At 41.9% G+C, this 25990-nt stretch carries 20 protein-coding genes; 6 read left to right on the forward strand and 14 right to left on the reverse strand.

The features are described 5' to 3' along the window. Positions 1–183: 183 nt before the first annotated feature. Entirely contained in the window at positions 184–660 is a 477-nt protein-coding gene (locus RMY16_RS00005) for a hypothetical protein (RefSeq protein ID WP_322734639.1), read from the reverse strand. Positions 661–811: 151 nt separating this feature from the next. After that, positions 812–2095 carry a proton extrusion protein PcxA gene (locus RMY16_RS00010; protein WP_322734640.1) on the reverse strand — a complete coding sequence of 428 codons (1284 nt, stop codon included), beginning with the start codon at positions 2093–2095 and terminating at the stop codon, positions 812–814. A 483-nt stretch (positions 2096–2578) separates the two neighbouring features. Between RMY16_RS00010 and RMY16_RS00015 the strand changes: the two genes are divergently transcribed. Beyond that, on the forward strand, positions 2579–3766 hold the full coding sequence (locus tag RMY16_RS00015; protein ID WP_322669389.1) for a tetratricopeptide repeat protein: 1188 nt from the start codon (positions 2579–2581) through the stop codon (positions 3764–3766). A gap of 353 nt (positions 3767–4119) precedes the next feature. Next, positions 4120–4377: a transcriptional regulator gene (locus RMY16_RS00020; protein WP_322669388.1), complete on the forward strand. Its 258-nt coding sequence runs from the start codon at positions 4120–4122 to the stop codon at positions 4375–4377. Between the two features lie 49 nt (positions 4378–4426). Here the strand turns inward: RMY16_RS00020 and RMY16_RS00025 are convergent, their stop codons facing one another. The 3 genes from RMY16_RS00025 to RMY16_RS00035 form a co-directional block, all read right to left on the reverse strand. Next, complete coding sequence (locus RMY16_RS00025) at positions 4427–4645, reverse strand: hypothetical protein (protein WP_322734641.1); 219 nt, start codon at positions 4643–4645, stop codon at positions 4427–4429. 92 nt (positions 4646–4737) lie between these two features. Next, entirely contained in the window at positions 4738–5904 is a 1167-nt protein-coding gene (locus RMY16_RS00030) for a pyridoxal phosphate-dependent aminotransferase (RefSeq protein WP_322734642.1), read from the reverse strand. Positions 5905–6162: 258 nt separating this feature from the next. Next, on the reverse strand, positions 6163–7245 hold the full coding sequence (locus RMY16_RS00035; protein WP_322669386.1) for a class I fructose-bisphosphate aldolase: 1083 nt from the start codon (positions 7243–7245) through the stop codon (positions 6163–6165). Between the two features lie 348 nt (positions 7246–7593). Here RMY16_RS00035 and RMY16_RS00040 point away from each other — a divergent pair, with 348 nt between their 5' ends. Then, a complete protein-coding gene (locus RMY16_RS00040) occupies positions 7594–7908 on the forward strand; it encodes a hypothetical protein (RefSeq protein WP_322734643.1) in 315 nt (104 codons plus the stop codon). Between the two features lie 479 nt (positions 7909–8387). On the opposite strand, the gene RMY16_RS00045 is transcribed toward RMY16_RS00040, so the two are convergent. Further along, the gene (locus RMY16_RS00045) at positions 8388–10031 is read right to left on the reverse strand and encodes an acetolactate synthase large subunit (RefSeq protein WP_322669326.1); all 1644 of its coding nucleotides are present in this window, start codon (positions 10029–10031) and stop codon (positions 8388–8390) included. 123 nt (positions 10032–10154) lie between these two features. After that, the gene (locus RMY16_RS00050) at positions 10155–11522 is read right to left on the reverse strand and encodes an NAD-dependent succinate-semialdehyde dehydrogenase (protein ID WP_322734644.1); all 1368 of its coding nucleotides are present in this window, start codon (positions 11520–11522) and stop codon (positions 10155–10157) included. A 226-nt stretch (positions 11523–11748) separates the two neighbouring features. Between RMY16_RS00050 and RMY16_RS00055 the strand changes: the two genes are divergently transcribed. After that, positions 11749–12393 carry a Uma2 family endonuclease gene (locus RMY16_RS00055; RefSeq protein ID WP_322734645.1) on the forward strand — a complete coding sequence of 215 codons (645 nt, stop codon included), beginning with the start codon at positions 11749–11751 and terminating at the stop codon, positions 12391–12393. Positions 12394–12420: 27 nt separating this feature from the next. Here the strand turns inward: RMY16_RS00055 and RMY16_RS00060 are convergent, their stop codons facing one another. Next, positions 12421–14073, reverse strand: coding sequence for an adenylate/guanylate cyclase domain-containing protein (locus RMY16_RS00060; protein ID WP_322734646.1), 1653 nt, complete (start codon positions 14071–14073; stop codon positions 12421–12423). Positions 14074–14564: 491 nt separating this feature from the next. Beyond that, a complete protein-coding gene (locus tag RMY16_RS00065) occupies positions 14565–15905 on the reverse strand; it encodes a DEAD/DEAH box helicase (RefSeq protein WP_322734647.1) in 1341 nt (446 codons plus the stop codon). A gap of 215 nt (positions 15906–16120) precedes the next feature. On the opposite strand from RMY16_RS00065, the gene infC reads away from it, so the two are divergent. Then, the gene (gene infC / locus RMY16_RS00070) at positions 16121–16633 is read left to right on the forward strand and encodes a translation initiation factor IF-3 (RefSeq protein ID WP_322669321.1); all 513 of its coding nucleotides are present in this window, start codon (positions 16121–16123) and stop codon (positions 16631–16633) included. Between the two features lie 418 nt (positions 16634–17051). Here infC and RMY16_RS32945 read toward each other — a convergent pair whose 3' ends face one another. Continuing rightward, positions 17052–17201, reverse strand: a complete 150-nt coding sequence (locus RMY16_RS32945) for a LuxR C-terminal-related transcriptional regulator (RefSeq protein ID WP_416211631.1) — start codon at positions 17199–17201, stop codon at positions 17052–17054. A gap of 837 nt (positions 17202–18038) precedes the next feature. Between RMY16_RS32945 and RMY16_RS00075 the strand changes: the two genes are divergently transcribed. Continuing rightward, entirely contained in the window at positions 18039–18662 is a 624-nt protein-coding gene (locus tag RMY16_RS00075) for a PAS domain-containing protein (RefSeq protein ID WP_322734648.1), read from the forward strand. On the opposite strand, the gene RMY16_RS00080 is transcribed toward RMY16_RS00075, so the two are convergent. The 4 genes from RMY16_RS00080 to RMY16_RS00095 form a co-directional block, all read right to left on the reverse strand. Then, a complete protein-coding gene (locus RMY16_RS00080) occupies positions 18648–19358 on the reverse strand; it encodes a Crp/Fnr family transcriptional regulator (RefSeq protein WP_322734649.1) in 711 nt (236 codons plus the stop codon). The two genes, RMY16_RS00075 and RMY16_RS00080, sit on opposite strands and share 15 nt — an antisense overlap. Before the next feature lie 726 nt (positions 19359–20084). Continuing rightward, positions 20085–23735: a magnesium chelatase subunit H gene (bchH, locus tag RMY16_RS00085; RefSeq protein ID WP_322734650.1), complete on the reverse strand. Its 3651-nt coding sequence runs from the start codon at positions 23733–23735 to the stop codon at positions 20085–20087. A gap of 279 nt (positions 23736–24014) precedes the next feature. Continuing rightward, positions 24015–24617 (reverse strand): hypothetical protein, encoded by a 603-nt coding sequence (locus RMY16_RS00090; RefSeq protein ID WP_322734651.1) that lies wholly within the window; start codon positions 24615–24617, stop codon positions 24015–24017. 14 nt (positions 24618–24631) lie between these two features. Continuing rightward, positions 24632–25786, reverse strand: coding sequence for an L-histidine N(alpha)-methyltransferase (locus RMY16_RS00095; protein WP_322734652.1), 1155 nt, complete (start codon positions 25784–25786; stop codon positions 24632–24634). Positions 25787–25990: the final 204 nt, after the last annotated feature.

Consider the following 25990-nt stretch of genomic DNA (forward strand, 5'->3'; position numbering starts at 1 on the left):
ATCAGTTTTATAAGCTGGGTCATAGTTTTTTTTCAAAGAAATCTTTGAACCTGGTAAAACAATGAAAGCGTCATGATTCATGTATAAAACCTCCTTGTAGCTAATTAATATGCAAACATATTTTGAAATGTTAATTTCTGAAAGTTAATTAGAGCGGATAATTAAAAAGACGCTACGCGAACATTACTTTCGTCGCTTTGGCATAGGACGCATTGCTTCACGTCCCAAGATAAACATCCCCGTAATACCTAAACAGACAAACCAAATATATTGATACCAGTATTGCCGAATCTCCATAACTGTACTGGTTTTTGGATGCAATGTGTTTAAGTATAACAGCAGTACCAATATCATGAGTGCCCCAAAACCAACAAGGCTCAAGCCAACAAGAATTCGTGCGGGACGCAGTTCAAAATCACTAATAGTATTTAAGTCAATTTCTGCCAGTTCCTTAAAGGAGTCATCTGCCAAAGATGAGGTTGCTTGGAATTTATTGCTCAGTTTTGGTGGCAAAATCGGCGACAGTTTTGCTACAGTTGGGCGACGAAGCAAAGCCTCAGTATCTCGCAGCAATTCCAGCGGTTTACGGGTAGTAGTTGGTTGAGCAAACTCTCTGTTGTCTGTAGAAGTTGAGGCATTAGCTTTGCTTTCAAAATCCATAGTACGCTTCGGAAAAACCAGGATATATATAGCCTAGCGAATCAAAAGACAAATACGTGAAAATAATTCGTAATTCGTAATTAATTGATTTATGGTAAAAAACACATTTTTTACTCCAAGTAAGTAAATTTAGGCGTTGGCTAATTACAAATTACTCGTCCATTTCTTTTAATGTAGCTAATGCCGATGGAGATAAACGACTGAGATAGCGGAATATCCAGTATTTAAAGATAGTGTTTAAAATTACAGGAAAAGTAGCAATAAAGAAAAATATTATATTTCGACTGGGTGGAAGACCTAAATGTTCTGCTAACCCTGCAAGAAGGACTTCCCACCCATCTGGTGAGTGAAATCCTACAAATATATCTGTAAATAAAATAATTAAAAAAGCCTTAGCGCTATCGCTGAGACCAGAGACAATGGTATCCATAAAAGACTTAAGAATCGCAATTTCTCTTTTGCTCACAGCGATAATTATTCCAAAAGAAAATAGTGAGATTAAATCAGCAAAGGCATTACTAACACTACTATTACTTTTTCTACGGAATTCTTCAGAGATTTCAACTGCTTTACTTTTTATTTTTTCTTGTATTAGCTCTGAAGAAAGGGGCGGTGCTTGATTAAGCAAGTATTCAAATCTCAGTTCTTCTTGAAAATTATGTAATTCATGGAGAGCTTCTTTCTCCATATCAGAATTGAGAAAAACTTGAGTTACGTTGTCTCCTCTAACTCTTTCTAATATTGGAATTACTATAAATTCTTTAGATAAAGATTGAGCTAAAAGCGGTACAATAATTAGAATCATCAAAAATTTAAAGGCAATTAGTGTTCTACTTTTAGAAGTGCGATAATTTCTGACAAACTCCTCTTCTGTCTGCGGTGCAAACCTGGGTTGAATTTTATTAATTTTCCTACCAATGGAACTCGGAGCAACTCCAGTCCTTTGAGTTGGAGGTTTAACTTCAATCTCATTGATATTAGATGATTTTAAATGTTTTTCTGTTTCTTTACTATTGATTTTTAAATGCTGAGAATGTGGCCATAGTTGAGTATTATTAATTGGTTTATCTTTGATAGCGTACTTCTCTACTACTTCATCGATAACCTTTAATTTTTCTAATAAAACAGGATTAGAGATATTGACAATTCCCCGACTAAGCTGGAATTCTGCAAGCCTGATTTTAATAATAGTTAGGTTTTTATTAAGATATACTTGCCAATAAGACATGACATTTTCAGTATAATTTACTGATTGTAAAGATATTTTTTTACGATCAAAATGTTCGTTCTCAATATTTTTAATTCTCTGAGCTGCTTCGTAAGCTTCTAAAAGTGCCCTTTCTGGTGTATCTAAAAACCAACGGTTTAGCGATCGCAAATATTCTTTTAAATTTTGGCGAAGTAATTCTGCTGTTCTGGTAAGTGAGTTTTTCATTACATAATATGACTATTTAGATAATGTGTATTATAGTTATATCATCCTGAAAAATGGGTAATAACAGCTAAATAGTTAAGTTAGTCCAATCAAGATTCAGGTAATATTTCCTGATGCGATCTCTAGGATGGTCACTGAGCCAACTAGAAGTGCGGGCTGCGCTACGCTAGCAATTTCATATTACCTGTAAACTCAGATGGATCAGCATAAATTGACACTGGTCATTTATATTGGCAGTTTATCGATTACACTGTCATAATTTACACCATTTGTCAGTGTTTCTGTTTCATACAAAAGCCTTGATTGCAACATTTCACAATTGAGGCAAATCTTCCACTACGCACAGTCTATCACTGTCAAAGGGAACAAAAAGTAGAGATGTTGCTTTCTCATCTCCCACTCTGCGGGAAGCTAAAGCTACATCTTCCTCATCCCCCTCATCCACCTCATCCCCCTCATCTCCCCACTCCCAATTTTTAAATTATGAGTTTGAGTCTGTGCATGATTGTGAAAAACGAAGCCGCAACGCTGCCTAAATGCCTAAGCAGTGTCAAAAAAGTGGTGGATGAAATGGTAGTGTTGGACACAGGCTCAATTGATCGCACTCCCAACATTGCCCAACAACTTGGTGCAAAAGTCCATCATTTTAAATGGTCTAATGATTTCAGTGCTGCGCGCAATGCAGCTTTAAAATATGTCACTGGTGATTGGATTTTGGTATTAGATGCTGATGAAACTTTGACTCCAGCAATTGTACCGCAGTTGCGAGAGGCGATCGCCAGAGATGAATACCTGCTAATTAACCTCGTTCGTCAGGAAGTTGGTGCAGAACAATCTCCCTATTCTTTGGTTTCCAGGCTATTCCGCAATCATCCAGATATTCGTTTTGACCGTCCTTACCATGCCTTAGTAGATGATAGTGTGTCAGAAATTTTAACCAGAGAACCCCACTGGCAAATAGGTTATTTACCTGGGGTTGCACTTATACACACAGGATATCAAAAAAGTGCGATCGCTCAAAATAACAAATATGCCAAGGCCGCTACGGCGATGGAAGGGTTTCTCGCAACTCATCCTGATGACCCTTATGTTTGCAGTAAATTAGGGGCGTTGTATGTGCAAACTGGAAAAATTTCTCAAGGTATGGATTTGCTCAGACGAGGAATCATCGTTGCTGAAGACAACTACGATATTTTATATGAACTCCACTATCATTTAGGCATTGCCTACAGTCGGTTGCAAAAATCCCCACAGGCGATTTCTCACTATCAAGCTGCCATCAAATTGCCAATTTATCCCATGCTCAAACTAGGAGCATACAACAACTTGGGTAACTTACTCAAAGCAGCAGGAGATTTCAACGGTGCGAAAACTGCTTATGCCACAGCTTTGAAAATTGACCCTACTTTTGTTATTGGACATTATAATTTGGCGATGACATTTAAGGCTTTGGGTTTATTTGCAGATGCGATCGTATATTATCAACATGCAATCACCTTAAATCCCAACTATGCCGAAGCATATCAAAATTTAGGGGTAGTGTTGCTGAAAATTGGCAATCATCAAGATAGTTTAGCAGCTTTTAAAAAAGCGATCGCTCTTCACGAAAGGTATAATCCCGAAGAGGCGAAAAGACTACGCCAGGGGTTGCGAGAGATGGAGTTGATGTAGAGATGAGGGGGCATTGGGCACTTGTACTGAGCAAACTTTAAGCTGGAAACACAAAACATCACACTGGAGTATAGTTCAATACAGTTAAGTTAACTGTATTGATTTATAGTCTCAAGACTTGCCTCCCCTAGTTCTCCCCGATTGTTACCTAATCTAAAAATATAAACCCAAAAGTTGAAATCAAAACTTTTGGTGGTATCAAACTTTTCAATATTTTATGAATAAAGAGACAAAGCTCTTTCGTATATTTTGTTCATATTGGTGGTGTTGGCAGAATAACTGCCTTCACGGGCATAATTCTTTTAAGAATATGACAACGTAGATGCAATAAGTATTTGAGGGAGTAATAACCTATGCTTGAAACCCATCTTATCCACACCGAAGCTGATTATCGTGCTGCACTTGATGAAATTGAAAGATTGTTTGATGCAGAACTCAATACACCAGAGTTTGACCGCTTGGAAGTTTTAACTACGCTTGTGAAAGCATACGAGCAAAGGCATTACCCAATCGAAACACGAGATCCTATTGAAGCAATTTTATATTATCTTGAATCCCGTGAGTTATTTTTAGATGATATAGAGCCAATGAAACCAGCGATGTTTTATTAAACACCTCTTGAACTTGAGCTTCCGAACACGGAACTTGAACTTCGGAACACTAAACTTCAGCTTCCGAACTCGAAACTTCAGCTTCAGAACATGGAATTTGAACTTCCGAACTCGAAACTTCGGCTTCAGAACATGGAACTTGAGCTTCAGAACTCGAAACTTCAGCTTCAGAAGATGGAACTTCAGCTTCCGAACTCGAAACTTCAGCTTCAGAACATGGAACTTGAGCTTCCGAACACGGAACTTGAGGTTTAAAAATGAACTCCACCCGTTCTGAGTTGAAAAGGTGGAGTTAAAGAGTTGAAGAGTTGATAAATGCTCCTCACAAATGACAAGTGACAACTGACAAATGACAACCAACTAAATACGCGACTTGACAAATTTCTCTAATCTATCCATTCCCTTTTCAATCGTCGCCATATCTGTGGCGTAGGAAAGGCGAATGTTGTCATCAGCGCCAAAAGCAATTCCGGGAATGACAGCAACTTGATGTTCTCCCAGCAAAGCGTCACAAAATTCTAGGGATTTTAGACCGGTTTTGCTGATATCAGGGAACAGATAAAAAGCGCCATCTGGTTTTGCAGTACTCAATCCGGGAATGGCGTTGAGTCTATCTAGCATTACCTGGCGGCGTTTGGCGAAGGCTTGGCGCATTTCTTCGACACAATCTTGAGAACTTTGTAGCGCTGCGATCGCACCATATTGGGCAAAGGTACACACGTTAGATGTACTATGCCCTTGGATGGTACTGGCTGCTTTAATGATTTCCACTGGCCCCGCTAAATAGCCGAGACGCCACCCAGTCATGGAATAAGCCTTCGCAAACCCATTACTAATCAAAGTGCGGTCAAAAATTTCCTTCCCAAGAGAACCGATGCTGATATGTTCTGCACCGTCGTAGAGAATTTTTTCGTAAATCTCATCTGAGACGACAAAGATATCTGCATCAACTACTACCTGCGCCAGTGCTTTGATTTCATCTGGCGTGTAAACCATCCCTGTGGGATTAGATGGAGAGTTGAGGATAAATAACTTTGTCTTCGGCGTGATTGCTTTACGGAGTTGTTCGGGAGTAATTTTATAACCCGTCGTTGCGTCTGTAGGGACAATTACCGAAACTCCACCGACCAAAGTCACCATTTCGGGATAACTTAGCCAGTAGGGTGCAGGGATAATTACCTCATCACCTGGATCGATCAGCGCCACGATTAAGTTGTACAGAGAATGCTTACCGCCATTGGTGACAATGACATTCTCAGACTTGTAATCAAGACCGTTATCAATTTTAAGCTTATGGGCGATCGCTTCCCTTAACTTTGGTTCTCCGGCTGCTGCACCATACTTGGTTTTGCCTTCTTCCAAAGCTTTGACTGCTGCGGCTTTAATATGCGCTGGAGTATCAAAATCTGGTTCTCCAGCGCTAAAACTACAAACATCTATTCCTTCCGCCTTCAGTGCCTTAGCCTTGGCTGCGATCGCTAAGGTTAATGAAGGTGTTACCTGACTTACTCTTGCTGCCAGCTTCATTCTTACTATTTTTTGGCAAATCTTTCACTTATCTAAGGATATCCCAGAATCCCTACCAAGATTTGCTTTTTCTGAATTCCTTGGGAATGGGGCATGAGCGTTAGGAGTACTGAGTGCTGAGTGCTGAGTGCTGAGTTAGGAGTTAAGAGTTAGGAGTTAAGAGTTAGGAGTTTTGTTTATCTCCTTGTCCCCTCATCTCCATCATCTCGCTCCTCTGCCCCCTGCTCCCCTGCCCCTCTGCTCCCCTGCCCCCAATCCCTAAGCGATCGTCACATCTGGCGACAAGTAAACATCCTGAATGGTGTGAAATAGTTTTACACCTTCCTCAAAGGGACGCTGGAAGGTTTTTCGCCCAGAAATTAATCCTGAACCACCAGCGCGTTTGTTGATTACGGCGGTGCGAATTGCTTCGGCAAAATCATTTTTACCAGTCGCGCCACCAGAATTAATCAACCCCACACGCCCAGAGTAGCAATTTAGCACTTGGTAACGAGTTAAATCAATTGGGTGATCGGTGGTCAAATCTGTGTAAACGCGCTCATCGGTTTTGCCGTAACTCTTACCACTGGCTTTGGCAACTGCACCGTAACCATTGTTATTTTCGGGTAACTTTTGTTTAATGATGTCGGCTTCAATGGTTACACCCAAATGATTTGCCTGTCCGGTGAGGTCAGCAGCAACGTGGTAATCTTTGTCTTGTTTAAAGGCGTTATTCCGCAGATAGCACCAGAGAATAGTCGCCATCCCTAATTCATGGGCGCGTTTAAAAGCTTTGCTGATTTCCTGAATTTGTCTGGTAGAATTCTCGGAACCAAAGTAAATTGTCGCACCTACGGCAGCCGCCCCTAAATTCCAAGCTTGTTCTACATCCGCAAACAATACCTGGTCAAATTGATTGGGGAAAGTCAGCAATTCGTTGTGATTGATTTTGGCAATAAAGGGAATTTTGTGGGCATATTTGCGCGAAACTATACCTAATGTTCCCAAAGTGGTAGCAACAGCATTGCAATCTGCGGCGATCGCTAGCTTAACAATATTTTCCGGGTCAAAGTAAATTGGATTGGGTGCAAAAGACGCACCTGCTGAGTGTTCAATCCCTTGGTCTACTGGTAAAATCGAGAGATAGCCTGTGTTTGCCAGACGACCAGTAGAGTAAAGTAAATGGAGATTACGCAATACTTGAGGATTGCGATCGCTGTTGAGCCAGATTCGATCTACAAAGTCTGGGCCCGGCAAATGTATTAAATCACGAGAAACTTTTGCTTTGTAGGTAAGCAGGTCTTCAGCCTCTTTACCTAGCAATGACTCAATAGAATTAGGTTCTTTGAGCGTTGTAGTCATAGCGTTTTCCTCAAAAATTGAGCAAATGACCTTTGTTTTTAAGATAGCATTTTTAATACTCCTAACCTGCTTAGGCTTGTATTAACTAGATATATATTCCTTTTGATATAAAAGCCTTAAATTATTCTTTAAAAATCGCTAAAATCAATGATTGTCTGAGATATAACCATTATTTTAGCCAAGATGCACAAATAAAGAATTGTGCTTTTGAGGATTTTGGTGGATTGCAGACTGATAATTTGATATATTTCAATTCTGATACTCATCATCTGACAAAAAAAAAGTCGATAAGTAATCTTCGCAGATTCCTATTGTGGCAATAATCGTTAAAAGAACAAATACAATTCTATGAGTAAATTTCACATCGATCTCGACTTCAGCAAAATAGATTTCGCTTCCCTTGAAACAGAAGAAGATTTTCAAAGAGAGGCAAAAACATTACTACCCAAGGCACTGGTAAAACTAGGTGAAAGTGTAGGTGAGAAGACTTGGGAAGAATTACAGCAAAAGCTGCAAGCATCGGGAAGTAAGCTCAAATCTTCTCCTAGTGAGAAACGTAGGTTTATGCAAGAAACAGGCAGAACTTATCAACGAAATGCCAGTAATAGAGAAAAACAAGAACTAGAAGAATATATAGTAGAGCAATTACGCCAGCACAAATAGTAAAAATCAACTTAAGCTTGATGTACTCGTATTCCAACTTCTATTTTTAGCAGTAGTTTCAGTAGGGTGTGTTAGCCCTTGGCGTAACGCACCACTTTCCTAACTTGTAGTATTCAAAATCATTCTAGTCTTTACCTTTTTAATACTCGCTCACGAGTCTTTTATACTCGTGAGCGAGTCTTTGAACTCCGTTAACGAGTCTTTTATACTCGTGAATGAGCCTTTGAACTCCGTTAACGAGTCTTTTATACTCGTGAACGAGCCTTTGAACTCCGTTAACGAGTCTTTGATACTCGTGCAAAGGACGCAAAGGACGCAAAGAAAGAGAAGAAATATATCTATAAAATGAAGCGAAGCGGTGCGTTAGCCCTTGGTGTAACATACCTTACCAAAACACTAAAGGCGTAAAAATTAAAAAGGAGTTAGGAATAAATAACTCCTAACTCTTATACAGATGCGATTAATCGCGTCTCTACTTTTTACAACGCACAAGTCAACTCGCCAGCTTTTTGACTAAAGCGGTGATTCTCCCGATAATCTACGGGACAATCTATCACGGCGGGTACATCCTGAGCGAGGGCTTCTTTGAGGGTGGGAATCAAATCTAAAGCTGATTCAACTCGGTAGCCTTTTAAACCCATGCTTTCGGCTAATTTAACAAAATCAGGATTACTAAAATGCACAAAAGATGAGTTTCCTTTACCAAATTGATTTTCTTGCTTCCACTCAATTAACCCATAGCCACCATCATTAAAAATTATGGTGACAAAGGGCGTACCGACACGCAAGGCTGTTTCTAATTCTTGAGAATTCATCATAAAGCCGCCATCACCTGTAACAGCAACGACTTTGCGCTTAGGATGAACGAGTTTTGCTGCTAAAGCTCCAGGAATGGCAATACCCATAGCCGCGAAGCCGTTGGAAATTATGCAAGTATTGGGACTATGGCAATGATAATGACGAGCCATCCACATTTTATGTGCGCCAACATCAGAGATGACGATATCATCTGGGCCCATCACTTGGCGTAAGTCATAAATTAACTTTTGCGGCTTAATAGGAAATCCGTCATCATGGGCATACTGTTCGTAATCAGCCCGAATCTCTGTCCTTAAACTAATGGCAAAGGGATCGGGTTTACCTTGTCGGTCTGCTAATTTTAAGATTTCATAGAGGGAATCTGAAATATCTCCCACGACTTCGGCATTGGGAATATAACTACTATCAATTTCTGCCGGATTTACCCCAATATGCACAATGGGAATTTCACCATTACGATTCCATTTCTTAGGGGAAAACTCAATCAAATCATAGCCGATCGCAATTACTAAATCTGTGTTATCAAAGGCACAGGTAATGAAGTCTCTTTGCTGTAATCCCACTGACCACAAAGCTAGTTGATGTGTGTAGGGAATCACGCCTTTACCCATGAAAGTATTGGCAACAGGTATATTCAACAAGGTGGCAAATTGCGTTACGGCATCACTTGCGTGAGCGCGAATTGCCCCATTTCCGACTAAAATTAATGGGTTAACTGCTTGGCAAATTGCGGCGGCGGCGGCCCGAATGCTAGCAAAAGATGCATAAGTTTTTTCGCTATTATCCTTACGCAAAGGTTTGCCTTCGACGAGCATAGCAGCAATATTTTCTGGCAAATCGATGTGAACTGCGCCAGGTTTTTCAGATTGCGATCGCTTAAATGCTTTCCGCACTACTTCGGGTGTAATACTCGGTCGCACAATCTGCTTATTCCACTTGGTGACAGGTGCAAACATTGCCACCAAATCTAAATATTGATGGGATTCAATATGCATTCTATCTGTTCCCACTTGACCGGTAATCGCCACCAAGGGCGCACCATCGAGGTTAGCATCTGCTACCCCAGTCATCAAGTTGGTTGCCCCAGGGCCAAGAGTAGAAAGACATACCCCGGCTTTCCCTGTTAAGCGCCCGTAGACATCAGCCATGAATGCTGCACCCTGTTCATGACGAGTCGTAATAAATTTAATCGAAGAATGTTTTAGCGCTTCCAAAACGTGCAGGTTTTCTTCGCCAGGGAGTCCAAAAATATATTGCACTCCTTCATTTTCTAGGCACTGCACCAATAATTCTGCTGTATTCATTTTATTTCCTAACTAGCAACGAATAAGACTTTAGTCATTAGTCATTTGTCCTTTGTCCTTTGTCCTTTGCCATTTGTTCTTTGACTAATGACTAATGACCAATGACCAATGACCAATGACTAATCATTTAACCCACACGGTTTTAACATTGACAAACTCATGTATACCTTGGATACTCAATTCTCTGCCATATCCAGAACGCTTGATGCCACCAAAGGGCAACCGAGGATCGGATTTAACCATACCATTGATAAATACGGCACCTGCTTCGATTTCTTCAACTAAGCGATCGCTCTCTTGGTTGTTGGTTGTCCAAGCACTTGCACCTAAGCCAAAGGGTGAGTCATTAGCGAGTTTAATGGCAGCATCAATATCTGGAACCCGGAATAACAAGGCTACCGGGCCAAAGAATTCTTCTTTGGCGATTGGTGTGTCGATGGGGATATCTATGATAATCGTTGGCGGATAAAAGTTTCCAGGACGATCTGATAAAGGATGTCCACCGGTGATGACTTTACCACCGCTGCTAATAGCACCTTGCACTTGTTGGTCTAAATCCTGGAGAATACCAGGTGTTGCCAGTGGCCCTAAATCGGTATCTGGTTGCATAGGATCGCCTATTTTTAGCGCCTCAAATTTTTCTAAAAGTAATTTTTCAAATTTGTCTGCGATCGCTTCTGCGACAATAAAACGTTTCGCTGCAATACATGATTGCCCGTTATTCAACATCCGCGCTGTAGTAGCTGTGACAACTGCTGTCTCTAAGTCAGCACTTTCTAACACAATAAACGGGTCACTTCCTCCTAATTCCAAAACTGTTTTTTTAATTTGTTTGCCGGCGGCGACGGCGAGGGATGCGCCTGCTGGTTCGCTTCCAGTCAAGGTAGCAGCTTTTACGCGGTCATCAGCCATTAAATCGGCAACTTTGGCAGCACCTATTAATAGAGTTTGAAACGCACCTTCAGGAAAACCTGCCTGTCGGATAATCTCTTCAATTGCCAAGGCGCACTGCGGCACATTGGAAGCGTGTTTGAGTAAGCCGACATTTCCCGCCATTAGCGCTGGTGCAGCAAAGCGGAACACTTGCCAGAAGGGGAAATTCCACGGCATCACCGCGAGAATCGCACCTATTGGTTGATAACGTACAAAACTCTGGCTGGCATCAGTTTTTACACTGACATCAGCTAGAAAACTAGGGGCGTGTTCGGCATAGTAGCGACAGACGGCGGCGCATTTTTCGACTTCTGCGATCGCAGCTTTAAATGGCTTACCCATTTCTAGAGTCATTAACTTAGCAAAGTCTGCTTTGTCTTGCTCTAAAATCTCAGCAGCCTTTTGCAGCCAATGCGATCGTTCAGAGAAACTAGTCTGACGATATTGTTCAAAAGTCCGATCAGCTAAATCGAGTTTAGCGGCAATTTCTGCATCATTGAGCGCCTCAAAGGTTTTGAGCGTCTCCCCAGTGGCGGGATTAATGGTGGCGATCGCCATTACCTGACCTCCCGTTAAAAAATAGCTTCGGTAGGTTTCCTAGTGTTACACAGATCAATTCTGGAAGCTACCACCCAAATTCTAGTCTTTTAACCCGGAATTAGCTGTCCAATATTACAATTTTGCAATTTTAATTGAATGAAATTATACCAATCAACAAGTATTAATATTGATGAATTAAATACAAGTAAAGTTGCTATAATTTGCACAATTGAGGAATCAAGCCATGACTCAAGTCTTACGCAAACTAGTTACATTCGATGAATTCGTTGCTAAATATCCAAATAACACAGGACAACGTTACGAACTATATGATGGAGTAATAATTGAGATGCCGCCACCTACAGGCGACCATGAAGAGGTGATTGGATTTTTAGCCACAAAAATCACTTTAGAATATAGTCGCTTAAATCTTCATTATTTCATTCCTAAAACAGTATTCGTCAAACCAGTTGAGAAAGAATCTGCTTATTTCCCAGATGTCCTAATATTAAATCAGCCTAATTTAGTTAATGAACCTCTGTGGAAAAAAGAATCAACTGTTACTCAAGCAGCATCAATTCCTTTAGTAATTGAGGTGGTAAGTACCAATTGGCGTGATGATTATCTGAAAAAATACGCTGATTATGTTCGCGTAGCGTCTCGAAGAGAAGAAATGGGAATTCCTGAATACTGGATTGTAGATTATGCTGCATTGGGCGGTAGAGAATTTATTGGCAAACCCAAACAACCTACTCTTTTGGTTTGCTGTTTAGAAGAAGGTGAGTATCGCATTAGTAAGTTTCGAGGAGATGACCGTATCCAGTCGCCAACTTTTCCAGAGTTGAATTTGACCGCAGAGCAAATTTTTCGCGCTGGCACGGTCAGCTAAATTGAGTATATTATGCCCAGCCAATACCTAAAGATTAATAATTGGAGCAATGATTGTTGGTACTGGTTGCAATTTTGTCTGATAAACCTTAACTAATCGCTCAATACCTTTGAAACGATAATCTCCCATTTCTTGGAAGTCTGAGGGTTCTGAAAGCATTTTATGGGTGGCTTCACTAATCACACATTCACTAGGGGGACAAACTGCTTCCATCCGAGCAGCAAGATTAATCGTTGCGCCTAATGCCGTATAATCTACCCTTTGGGAACTACCGACATCTCCCACTACAGCTTTCCCGCTATTAATTGCAATACGTAATTGCAGGGGTTCGTGCCAAAAACCATTGGCATTTAGATGTTCGAGACGAGTGAGCATTCCCTTAGCAGCAGTAACAGCGCGATCGGCATGATCTGCTTGCGGTTCTGGAGCGCCAAAAAATGCCATAATGCAATCGCCAATATATTTATCTAAAGTGCCGCCGCAACTAAACACTTCTTTTAGCATTTCTTCAAATAAATTATTTAATAGTTGAGCGATCGCTGTTGGTGTTAATCTTTCAGAAATTGCCGTAAAGCCAACTAAATCGGCAAACAAAATACTGATTTCGCTCTCGGCGGGAGCTAAACGACCACCCGGTAATCCGCCCACAGATATCAACTGCTGTACAACTGCTGGAGAATGATAGCGTTCTAGTCGGTGACGAATCATCTCTTCAGTTTTGAGTTTCTCTACCAGTAGCCAACGCTGCACGCTAGAAGCAACAAGGTTTGCTAAAGCTGAGAAAAAGCTCAATTCTTCCTCACCTTCATTTGCCCAATGGTAAGAAGAAAAATTGGCATCGGCATATAGTACGCCCACAACTTTATTTTCATCCCATAAAGGCACTGCCATCGCGCTACGAATGCCTTTGACTAAAATACTCTGTTCGCTAGCAAACCGTTCATCCTGATGAGTATCACCGGTTTGAATAACTACTTTTTCCTCAAATACTTTTTGACAAATAGTACGACTAATCCAACTACCATCAGAGGGAAGATGTTTCTGTTGAGAAATATTTCTAGTGGCAGCATTCATTAATTCTAACTGGCCGCAACCATTGACATCAATTAATAATGCCAAGCGATCGATACTATCAAGGTAACGAAAAACTACTTGCTGCACCTGAGAAAAAATCTCTTCTATAGACGCGGCTGCACAAAGATTTTTCGCTATGTCCACTAAGTCTTTGAGACGGGCAATGGTTTTGTCCTTATTACTGATGTTGCCATCCTTACTATCAGCTGCGATCCATTGCTGTTGTAATTGTTCAACATTGTGAAGGATGGTTCTTTGCTCATTAATGTCCGAAATTTCGGCATACTCTGGTGTCAGTTGAGAAACAGGGGTTGTGAGCAGCACTACCAGGCTAACATTGCCCAGCCAGATGATATCGCCGTGATGTAACTCTTGGGGATAGTTGACCAGATATTTATTGACTTGCGTCCCGTTTTTGCTGCCCATATCCTCAATAGTCCACACACCGTCAGCCGTTTTTACTAGGCGAGCATGGTTGCGGGATACTCCACCAAAAGGTAAGTACAAGTTACATTCCGGCAAACGACCAATTGTAAATACATCTTGGTCAACTGCGATCGTGGTCTCGGTATCTCCCTCTTGTAGGTGTAACGTGAGTTCAGTCATGAGTGTGATAGATCCATCGAAGCTAGAGGTCAAGCAACTCTAAGGTAAGTTATACCCTACAGGTTAACCTTCACCTTTTGTTTATGACACTGTTAACTGCATTCCGACAACTGTATTTCAGTAGTGCTGAGTACTGAGTAGTGAGTAGTGAGTACTGAGTGCTGAGTGCTGAGTATAACCTTATAGTTAAAACTACACGAACGCCAACACCAAGGGCAAACAGAACTTTGCTCTTAGGGGCGCGACTACCCTATATGCTGAGTGCAATTAATTTTACTTTTTACTCAGCACGGGCTAAACGTCCCGCTACCGCTAACGTTAGTCAGCACTCAGCACTATTTTGGTGACAGATATTACAAAGTATTGGATTAAAAGTCTCTGGCACAACTCCAAAAGACTTGTGTGTACAACGAAAATTTGTACGCGATAGGAATGGAAGTGAGGTTTTCCATAACCCTTGAAAAATCAATCTATTGAACAGCTAACGAATATTAGCGATCGCGTTTAGCAGAACGGCGCGATGCCGACGAACGAGCGCCAGGTTTCTCGCCATTAGTGGCAGGTGGCGCTGCTTTACGTTTAACCGATGTCTGTGGTAACGGTTTAGGAGTACGAGCCGGACGCTTCTCACTTCCGGGCTTGGCTCTCTGTTGCCGTACATTTGCGATTGGTTCGGGGTTGGTATCGGGGTTGGGCGCAAAACCAGCAACCACTTCCTTCGGCAAGCGCTGCTCAATCAGTTTTTCGATATCTTTCAATAGATGCTGTTCATCGATGCACACTAGCGATACAGCTTCACCTGATGCGCCAGCGCGACCGGTGCGACCAATACGATGAACATAATCTTCTGGTACATTGGGCAAATCAAAGTTAACAACATGGGGCAGTTCGCTGATGTCAAGACCCCTAGCAGCAATGTCTGTCGCCACCAATACTTGTAAGGTGCCATTTTTGAACTTGGCCAGAGCGTTAGTACGCACCGGCTGGCTCTTATTACCGTGGATTGCCAAAGCTTGAATGCGGTCTTCGCCCAACTGCTTCACCAAACGGTCAGCGCCATACTTGGTGCGAGTGAACACTAGAACTTGATACCAATTATCTCGTCGAATCAGATGAGCAAGTAATTGGCGTTTTTTGTCACGGTCTACTTGGTAAACTTTCTGTGCGATCGTGTCGGCGGTAACGTTGCGGCGTGCTACCTCAATCATCGTCGGATTATTGAGTAGTCCGGCGGCTAGTGCCTTAATTTTGTCTGAGAAAGTAGCGAAGAATAGCAAATTCTGTCGCTGTTTGGGCAGCAGTGAAAGGATGCGGCGGATATCATTAATAAAACCCATGTCCAGCATCCGATCGGCTTCATCCAGCACCAAAACCTCAATCTGCGATAAATTCAGCGTACCCTGCTGTACGTGGTCTAGCAGTCGCCCTGGAGTAGCGACCAAAATATCCACTCGACTCCTCAAACGCTGTTTTTGCAGATTAATACTGACTCCGCCAAACATCACCATCGAGTTAAGATTTAAGTATTTGCCATACTCGCGCACGCTTTCTTCCACTTGGGCAGCGAGTTCGCGAGTCGGGGTGAGAATCAACGCCCGGATTGGTGGGTATCCATTAGGCGTACCTTTGCTCTTATTAGACGACAATCGATGCATGAGCGGCAGTGTAAAACTAGCGGTCTTTCCAGTGCCAGTTTGTGCCCCAGCTAATAAATCTTTACCCGACAAGACAGCAGGAATGGACTGCATCTGGATTGGCGTGGGTTCCGTGTACCCTCGTTCGGTAACAGCACGGATAATTTCATTGGACAAGCCGAGATCGGAAAAAGACATAAGACTCCAAAAATAACATCGGCCTGTCGCCAATCATGGCGTCAGTCTTAGGCGGACGGATAAAAATCATTGAAAAGCTGGATGGGCAGTAGCGCAAAGACTGAGAGCGAGTGCCGCAGTCCCTCATTCTATCAGATTGCCGTCTATTGTGTTGTTAAAGTTGCTCTGATTCAGTGTTGTGTTAAATTAGCATTACCTGCTTGTAAAGCAAAGTATTGAACAAATGGGAGAAATTCATTATCGCAATCCAAAAGCAACTGATTAATTCACAAATCAAATCACCTAGCGTCTTTTTGATTGACCATGAGAATAACAATCGTGGTCTGATCGACACCAATGAGGCGTTACAGCTAGCTGAAAGCTTAGAGCTTGACTTAGTTGTAGTCTCTCAAGGTAAAGACGCTCCAATCGCGAAGATTCTCAACTATGGCAAGCTTCAGTATCAAAAGAAAAAACGTCAGAGCCAAAGTGCTAGACCCACGGTAAAGGAAGTTCGATTCGGTCTAAACGTGGGTTTAGCTGATTACAATTTACGCATCGAACAAGCAGGTCAGTGGTTGAGTAAAGGCGATTCTGTCAAGTTTGCCATTCGTTTACGAGGCCGAGAACATCAATATCGTGACAAAGCGGGAGAGATGCTAGACCGAATTGCAAACGATCTTAGTAAAGTAGGTAAAATCCAGTCGCTGGATAAACGTGCCCTAGTTATTCAAGTCATTCCTGCCTAGTTATCTTGCGATCGCTAGAGGATTATTTGTAACAGCTTGTAAAGAACGAAAAAACCCGGAGGCAACACTGTAGCTTCTATGGAAAAAACATTGACATTCTCCCCATTCAAGACAGCAAGGGGATTTTTTCGTTGTGCATTGAGTCACACTTGCACAGAGCTGTAGTGGAGATGAGGATGGAACCTTAAACCAGTGGGGGATGTCATAACCCCAACTACTGGGACATCGAAATATCCCAGATCCTGTCTGCGAATATTGATAAAGCCAAACCCATTTCTGTGGGACTCAAAGCCGCACTAACATTTATAAGTGCGGTTTTGGTTTTATGTCGTGTACTGCAATATGAATTAATAGCTTTTAAGTTGAAAGCAAGAGAGTTTTACGCATAACAGAGGTACTGGGGGATTAAAAACTCTCTTTATCGCCAGTTAGAAAACCGTTCCACAATATCCTTTACTGTCTTATAACTTAGATGAAACTGCTGGGCAATCTGGCGGCTAGAATACCCTTCCTCGATCATTGTTAAGACTTGAAAAGCATACTTATCTAAGTATTTTAAATCATCCATATAATTTTTCGACCTTTTGTATAGGGTTGGGTAAAAATCCGTATTATTTAGATGGAAGAATTATTGTAAAACAAGCTCTTACAGTTGGATCAGAGCAACTAAATTTATTTATGGTTACTCAGCGGAGTCGAAGTATGGGGTTCAAAATTTTTGACTTTTGACACTTCGACTCCGCTCAGTGTTAACTTTTGACTTCCCCAAAGGGGGTGACCGTGCTTAATCTTATCTAAAAAAATTACTCTTTTTGCAAAATTTATTCTTCTATCTAGTGAACTTGTGAAGGCAGATAAACTATGGTTTAATGTTAAGTTTGCTAGTAATAAGGGATACAGAGCAAAAGTACCAGGATTTCGGCGTAGTTATTAAAATAACCTCAATGCCTATCTCCAGCTAGATGAGTATTTTATCTATGCTTAGGGGTGCTTTAAAAAAAATTGAGTTAGAAATGGAAATCCTAGACTTGCCGGAAAGTTTGATATATAAGGATTATAGGCATAAAAGACCTCTAAACTTCCGGTTTGTTCAAAGCCAGGGGCTAAGAATTGGTGGCAACTCTCGTAGCGGACTTTCATAATATTGTACGGAATCGTACTGACTGGGAGCGGCTGAGTGTTCTAGTCTTTAATTAATTACTTAAGTGTAGGCAATCCCGAAGTTATAAAAATTTGAAATCAAATTCATCGATAGTAATATCCTTTAACTTCTGGTTGCTAGGCTAGAACCCAGTAACGAGAAATTAAGGGATAAAACCCATTAGGAATTGGTTCACAGCCTTTTTCTTTCTATTCAGGGATTGAAACTTAGGTGCGACCTGAATTGATAATAAACCTAGATATTATGTTTGCCCAGCAGTTACAGTCAGTGCAAGGGCGTTTAGCTAACTTGTGCAAAGATACGAACATCGCAGTACAGCCAGAAGCCGATTTGCTGCTAGCAGTCTTGAAAGAAGTTGATATTGCTTCAAAAACACTAGAGATAGCTACGGAACAGTTGTTTGAGCAAACTCAAAAATTGGGAAATGTACAAGCACGGCTTAGAGAAGAATACAAGCGCTACCAAGACCTGTTAAACTTCATACCAAATGCTTACTTGGTGACTGACATACAAGGGAAAATTCTGTCAGCTAATCGTGTCACTGCGACACTGTTCAATCTTCAACAGCGATTTTTGGTCAACAAACCGTTAGTCTGTTTCATTGCAATAGAAGAACGTCAGGCGTTTCGTTCCCAACTAAACCAGATGCACAGTTCTGAATGTGACTATGTGCAAGAGTGGATATCACGGATACAACCGCGTGACTGTGAGCCTTTTGAGGCTGCTATGACTGTAGCTTCTGTACGTGATGTTAAAGGCAAGTTAACAGGCTTGCGCTGGATGGTGCGCGATATGACTCACGTCTGGCAACAGCCTCAATTAGCCTTAGAAAGGCCAGAAGGGCTTTATCCGTTATCTGCTCTTTAGCTTAAACTTTAGCAGGCGATCGTATTCCTTTTTGATTACCTCATAACACTCACAAGAAGCCTCTTGTAGTCCCTGGCGGTCAACGATTTGGATTTTCTTTCGGCTGCATTTGATCAGACCTTTTTTTTCCAAGATGTGGGCGGTTTCGGTGACGCTAGAACGGCGCACGCCCAGCATGTGGGAGAGGAACTCATGGGACAGGATCAGTTCATCCGAGTAGAGACGGTCACTGGACTCAAGCAACCAACGGGCCATGCGTTTTTCTATAGTATGAGTGCGGTTGCAGGCAACATTCTGCGAGATTTGCGCGATATAAGCTTGTGTGTATTTGAGCATCACGTCCCGCAGCGGCTTATTGGTGTCGAACTCATCCAACAGCAGATGTGCCTTCATTTTCACCGCGTTGCCAGGAACCTGAACGATGTACTCGGTCTGCGTAGTCTCGCTCCCACCCATGAAGGCGTTGATCCCTACCATCTCCCGGCTTCCGACTACTCCGGCTTCAACCGTGCTACCGTCTATCATTGTGACGGTGACTGAGATTAGGCAGGTGAGAGGGAAGTAGACTTCTTCGATGGTTTCGCCGGGTCGGTTGAGTACCTCACCGGATGAAAGCTCGACCTCGTGCATTTTGTTTTCTATCTGCTTGTATACGTCGCGGGGCAGGGCGGCGAGCAGAGTGTTTTCAGTAGCCATATTTTTATTAAAGCTTGTTTATTAATTATTTTTAATATTGTTAAGCTATGGCATCCGAAGACCTATAAATATAACTACGGGAGGTTCGCCAATTTTGAAGAGATATTAGCCAGCAGTTTTTTAATAATTAACTGATAGCTTTTTAAGGTTTTCACGCCGAAGTAAACTTTTGCAATCCGTATTAATAAAACGTATTTTTTCCTTATTGTATCCCGCCCCCGGATTTCTCACAAGTGAGAAATCCGGGTCAAATATTTTGACGTTGAGTTATATGATGTCTGCTTGATTACTTATTAAACCCGGAGAACTCCATCCCGCTAAAGCTGTGCTTTGTCTCCCCTCCCGAAAAGCCTACGGTGTACACACCAGTCTGAAATAGCTGATTAGCCAAGGTTTTACCCCACCCTAACCCTCCCCTTATAAAGCAGGGCTGTTTCATTCCCCAAAGAGCTTTAAAAATCAAGGGTTCTAGCAATTAAAAATTAGTTATTTTGTTACTAGCGTGCCGATGAAACCAACTATTTTACTGATATTTCAGTGCTTAAATATTCCAGGACTTACGCAACTGGCACAGCGCGATCGCAATTTTATAGTACTTAAGTACTATGTCAAAGTGGCGTACCCAAAGGACATTGCTGAAATTAATAACAGTTGATGTTATATGAAGACGCGATAAATCGCCGTCTCTACAATAATTTTTATTTGAACTTTTAACGCATCTACCTTCTAAACCGTCACACCTTCCAACTCTTCATCCGTTAACTCATACAACTGACGCAACTTATCCAACTTATCACTATCAGCTTCCCAAAAACCCCGCCCATGCGCCTCCAACATTCTCCCTAAAATATTGCGGAAAGCTTCAGGATTTGCCTTGCGTAATTTATCCGCCATCTCTGCATCTAACGCATAAGTATCAGCCGCTTGGTCATAAACCCAATCATCGGTAAAATCGGCAGTACCACCCCAACCAATCAACGCCGTCATCCGTTGAGAAATTTCAAACGCACCACCAGAACCTTGATTCGCCATCGCTTGCGCCCATTTGGGATTTACCAACTTAGTGCGGTACTCCATTCTGAGCAAATCATCTAAATTGCGGGGTGTAGTATCCTTCGAGAAACTTTCTACAAAACTGGTTGTCACCTTCTTACCGCCTTGTTTTTCTGCTGCCTTTTTCAAACCACCCGTATTGGCGTAATATTCTTGAATATCAGTTAAACCATATTCTACCGAATCGATTTCTTGAACAATGCGATCGCTAGTTTTTAATAATGTATTCAAAATTTCCGGTCTAGCTTGACCCTTATCTTCTCTCCCGTAGCTGAATACATTGCGACTTTGCCAAGTATTGCCTAACTCTTCACCAGATTCCCAGTTACCATCCACCACTCTATCATTTACCAAAGAACCAAAATCACCCGCCGGATTAGAAAACAATCTCGCTGATGCATTTTCCACACCTTGGGCTTTCAAAGCTAAAGCGTGTCTTTTAATAAAATTTTTATCATCCGGTTCATCAGCATCAGCCGCCCGTTGAAATAAATCATCCAACAATTCGATGATATTGACAAAACTATCTCGGAAAATTCCAGACAAATTACCCAACACATCAATTCGGGGATGTCCAACTTCCGCCAACGGCTTTAATTCATAACGAACAATTCTGCCAGTTCCTTCCTTAACAGGTTCAGCCCCCACCAACTCCAAAAGAATCCCCAAAGATTCACCCTTAGTTTTAATCGCATCCAATCCCCATAACATCACCGCCACCGTTTCCGGATATTTCCTATATTCATCCAAATGCTGGGCGATAATTTTTTGAGCAATTTCCCGTCCCCGTTCATACGCCGCAGGTGAAGGCATCCGATAAGGATCTAAAGCATGAATGTTTCTCCCAGTCGGTAACACACCAGCACCATCCCGCAACAAATCACCACCAGGCGCAGGCGGAATATACTCCCCATTCAACCCCCTTAACAAATTCGTTAACTCATCCGTAGATTGCATCAACAAGTCTTTGATTATTTCTTCTTCTCTCTCTTGTTGATTCTCCCCAAAATAAGCTTCCAAATAAGAAGCCAATTCCTCTTCATTAGGTGCTTCCCCCAACGTATGCAACCCAGAAGAAAACAACCGATTTTCTAAAACTTGTAAATATTCGTACAACTCCACCAAATAATCATCAAAAGCATGATTGCTAAACATCCGAATATTTTCGGGAGTAAACGTAATACCCAACCGTTTAGCATCCTCAAACGGACAATCTGCATCTAAACCAGAGTCCACAATTTTTTTACAAATGCCTTCTTTCAAAACATAATTCTTTTGCGGATCTTCACGATACTCCGAAATCAAATCGCGCAACGCCACCAATTCCTTATATAAACCTGCACGACCATAAGGCGGTACATTATGAGAAATCAATACACCATAACCGCGACGTTTTGCCAACATCGATTCAGAAGGATTATTCGCCGCATATATATATAGATTAGGCAAATTTCCTAACAGAATATCCGACCAAGAATAACCCGTATTACCCAACGGAGAACCAGGCAACCATTCCACCGTCCCATGCATCCCAAAGTGAACGATAGCATCAGCTTTAAACTCATTTTGCAGCCATTTATAGTAAGCAGCATATTGGGGATGTGGTGTTAAATCTCGCTCAAACATTAAGCGCATGGGATCACCTTGTATCCCTAATGGTGGTTGTACACCTATCCATACATTTCCTAATTGCACACCGCCAATCTGAAATTCATCGCCATAAGTTTTAATTCCAGTTCCAGTGAGAGATTTCCATTGTTTTTCGATGCGGGAGGTTTGCAGATATCCCAGCCATTTTTCTAGAGTACGGGCGCTAACGGACGCGGGGATATTTTTTGTATCATCTAAAGATTCATCCGCTTCTTTCACCCAGCGAATCAATTCTTCCCCATCTTCTGGTAAATCTCCCACGGTGTAACCTTGTTCTTTGAGTGCATGGAGAAACTTCAGCAAACTACGCGGTACATTTAATAATGCAGCTGTGCCCACAGCACCATAACCTGGAGGAAATCCATATAAAATGATGGCAATTTTGCGTTCCGATGCAGCTTTTTGCCGCAAAGCCACCCAAGTTTTTACCCTACCTATTAATCGCTGCACCCGTTCGGGAACTAGATAAATATTTTCACCCACTAAACCACCGAGGGGAACGGTATCAATAGCGCCATCCAATTCTGGTAATGCGTACAACACCACACTTTGCAATCCGCCGACACCTTGGCGCGTCCACGAGGAAATATCTTGAATTAATAATGGTGCGGCAACAATATAAGGTACATTTTTGGCAGTGAGGATGCGTTTTGCTACTTCTATCTGACGGCCAGCTTCCATTGAACCGGCCGGGCCACCCACCAAAGGAAAGCCAATTGTGGAAACGATCGCATCTACTTTTACTGCTTCACTAGAAAGTGAGGGAGTTTCTATATTACCTAGTTGTCGTTGCTGAATTTCATAGTCGGTTGTCATTAAATCTCGTACCGCCACGTGTCCTTCTACGCCGTTGATGAAGATGGGTAAAGGAGTTAGGCCAGCTTTTTCAAAACTGCGAATTAGTTGGGGAATGTAGGGTTGTTTGGTGATGACGTGTTTTCGGTAGAGGAGAATTCCTACAATTGGGGTTGGGAAGACGCGATTCATCGCGTCTCTACAATGGGTTTTATACCATTCTAAATAGTCGCGGGGCGATTCAAAAAACCCTTGATAGTCGGGGTGGAGTAATCCGATGTTGGGGGTTTCAATTAACGGGGGAATGTCACCGACTTTTAAATCTAAGTATTTTTCTGCCAGTGTCCAGAATAATGAGGCGACGTTTTCTGGACCGCCTGCATTCCAGTAACCATAGATAATTAACCAGTTGCGTAAGTCTTGGACTTTTTGCACTGGGACGTATTTCAGTAGTTTGGGGCCAATTTTTAAGAAGCTGATGTAACCAGCGAGTTTATCTTCTTCTCGTCCGTTGCTAAATTTGTCGAGGATGAATTTAACTGGTTTGGGCATTCCTTTGGGTTTGTCGCCAATGGCAAATATACCCAGCTTGGTTAAACTCATCAATTCCAAGGCTGACTCAAAGACTAGGCGAATGGGAATTTGGGAAATGCGATCGCGCAACCACACAACTTGGTCATAATCAAATAGTAGGCTACCGAAAAACACATCAGCGTCATCAAGTGCTGTTTCTACCTCGGTGCGTTTGTTGGTAAGATCGCGATCGCTAAATACCCGAATATCCAACTCAGGACAGCGAGAGTTAGCCAAAAAAGCTGCTTTTCTATACAAGTCAGCGTTGAACGATTCAAACCCAGCAACCAAGACGATGCGTTTCATGCCTGTAAGCTACGAAATATTTCTTCACTTTGATCTTAAACGTGCTTTCAGGCTGATTGTTAAATATCTACCCACAGATTCCGGTCATATCATGTTCGCATAATTAGTTATGATTTCCACAGTCATTGCACCCCACACGCCAGATGCTCCACTTGGGGAGACCCCAAGACCGCACTGGCTCCCCTTAATCCCCTCCCCGCTCTTCGGGAGGGGAGACGAAGCGTAGCTTTGGCGGGGTGGGGTTCTTCGGATTTAATAAGTAATCAAGCGAACATGATATCAGTAGTTCCTTGAAGGAGTTAGGACTTCACTATCACCGCTGCCTTGTGAATATTTCGATTTCAAAAAAGTTGTGATGTGTTGAGTCAAATTAAGTGCATCATTGAACTCTTTTGACTCCTGTAGCGCTTCATATAGTGAACGAATTTCTTGTGGTGACAGGTTTGTGAATGTACGCAACTCGGTAATATCTAATCTCCGATTAAACTCATTAGCAGTATGTCGCCATTGATGTATAAGCGAAAACAACTCTCTATCTTGACGTTCTGCAAAGACGTTAGATGCGATGGCAGTTTCCGTCACTGATATAATTAATCGCAGAAAGACTATTGGTCGTCCTGGCTTATGCGAGTTGGGGTTGAAGCGGCTATCAGACAGAATTACCTCATTTGAACTGCACTCATTCAGTAAGGCACGCAGAAATTCTCTCCTCTTTTCGTTCGCTGATGCCCATCGTTCGCCAAAAATACCAGTAATTGTTGCTAATAATCCCAAACCTGTTAGTAGTGACTCAAAACTTCCTCCCTGAGTCCACCAGACGCCGGCTAGAATAAATCCCAGAAGTAGAGGGAAAAACGTGATAAAGGTCACTAAGTTTTTCATACTTATCTCACATCTTACCGTTTAGACCATATATCATTCGCTACAGAAGAATTATTCTTAATTCCTGAAGAGTCAGAGGTAAGTAAGATTAAATCCATACCAAACCCATTCTTTAAACGTGGTTCCAATACTGTGTGTAGCTTATCAACAAGCACCAAATTACTGTTTGATATAATTTGATCGATGCCATTAGAAGTATATTTCCGAGTCAGATATAAACGAATCGTATCCTGGTCTTCAAAATTTATTACTGATCGGTCAGGTAGCATGACCTCAATTTTATTTCCACTTAGGTTACGATAGAGGATTTTTATCAAAATTCCTCTATCAGTTTCTACGGCACCATCAAAAAATACACTATTTAAATCGATATGTAAGTCAGTATTTTGCAGCAATGCACTGGTAACAAACTCTTTAAAGGATCTAGTTTTTGCGTATTCTTTCGCTGCATTTTGTGCCGCTTCTTCGCTTAATTCTTCGGTAGTCGCTACTTCAAGGAGTAACCTATCTTCACGTCGCATTAGTTTAGAAAGAGTTTGCAACAGGTCTGTGTCTTGTTGAAAATTAGCTAATGTGTTCCCCAATAGCGAAAATAGCACCGGACTGTTATTGATAACTCTATCTAATAGTTTCCGTAACTCGTCAACATTTCTCTCAATTGAGAAATCAACTTGAATTGGCAATACATGGCTACCTTGCAATTGCGATCCTCTCGTTGCTTGTTGCACACCTAGCCTTAACATCTCCGAACTCATATCAACTGGAAAGTAGAGTAAATCGGGATTTGTGTTAATCAATAAACTTAAAATGTGTTGATCTTTTTCACGCGTGCCTACGCCTAAACTTACATAATGATATTTTTGATCTTTGATATTATTTGTATTAATTTGATGCCATCGATATTTAAAAGACTCTATACTCTCTTTCATCACGAGATAGAAGCGATCGTTACAGGCATGATCCCAGGCGATCGTTGGGCCGATTCCCCAATAGGAAAAACCAGATAAAATCTCTTTACCATCACCTGTCGCCGAAAATTCTCCTCTCAATTCTTGCGTGAGTTCTGCAAGTTTGCTAGATTGATCTTCCCCTATAAAGCAGAGAGTCCACCCTAAGCCGGGTTCATTGATGGAATTCTCCAGTAGCTTCACAAAATTTAAAGATCCCATGTTGAGCCTCGTTTCTTGAGCAGTTTATCTGATAAATCTCGCACAGGTGTCTAGAAGCGATGGCTCCGCTAACGCCAAGGGCGAACGCGTATTCATTAATACTGTAAAGCATTATGTGTTAAGCTGCTCAGGGTTAACAAGAAGCCAAGGGTAGAGTCTGTCAAGGGTTTACGACCTGATCAACCCAGCTTCACATCAGGGGGT

Source organism: Nostoc sp. DedQUE12b, assembly GCF_034530835.1.
Classification (GTDB): domain Bacteria; phylum Cyanobacteriota; class Cyanobacteriia; order Cyanobacteriales; family Nostocaceae; genus Nostoc.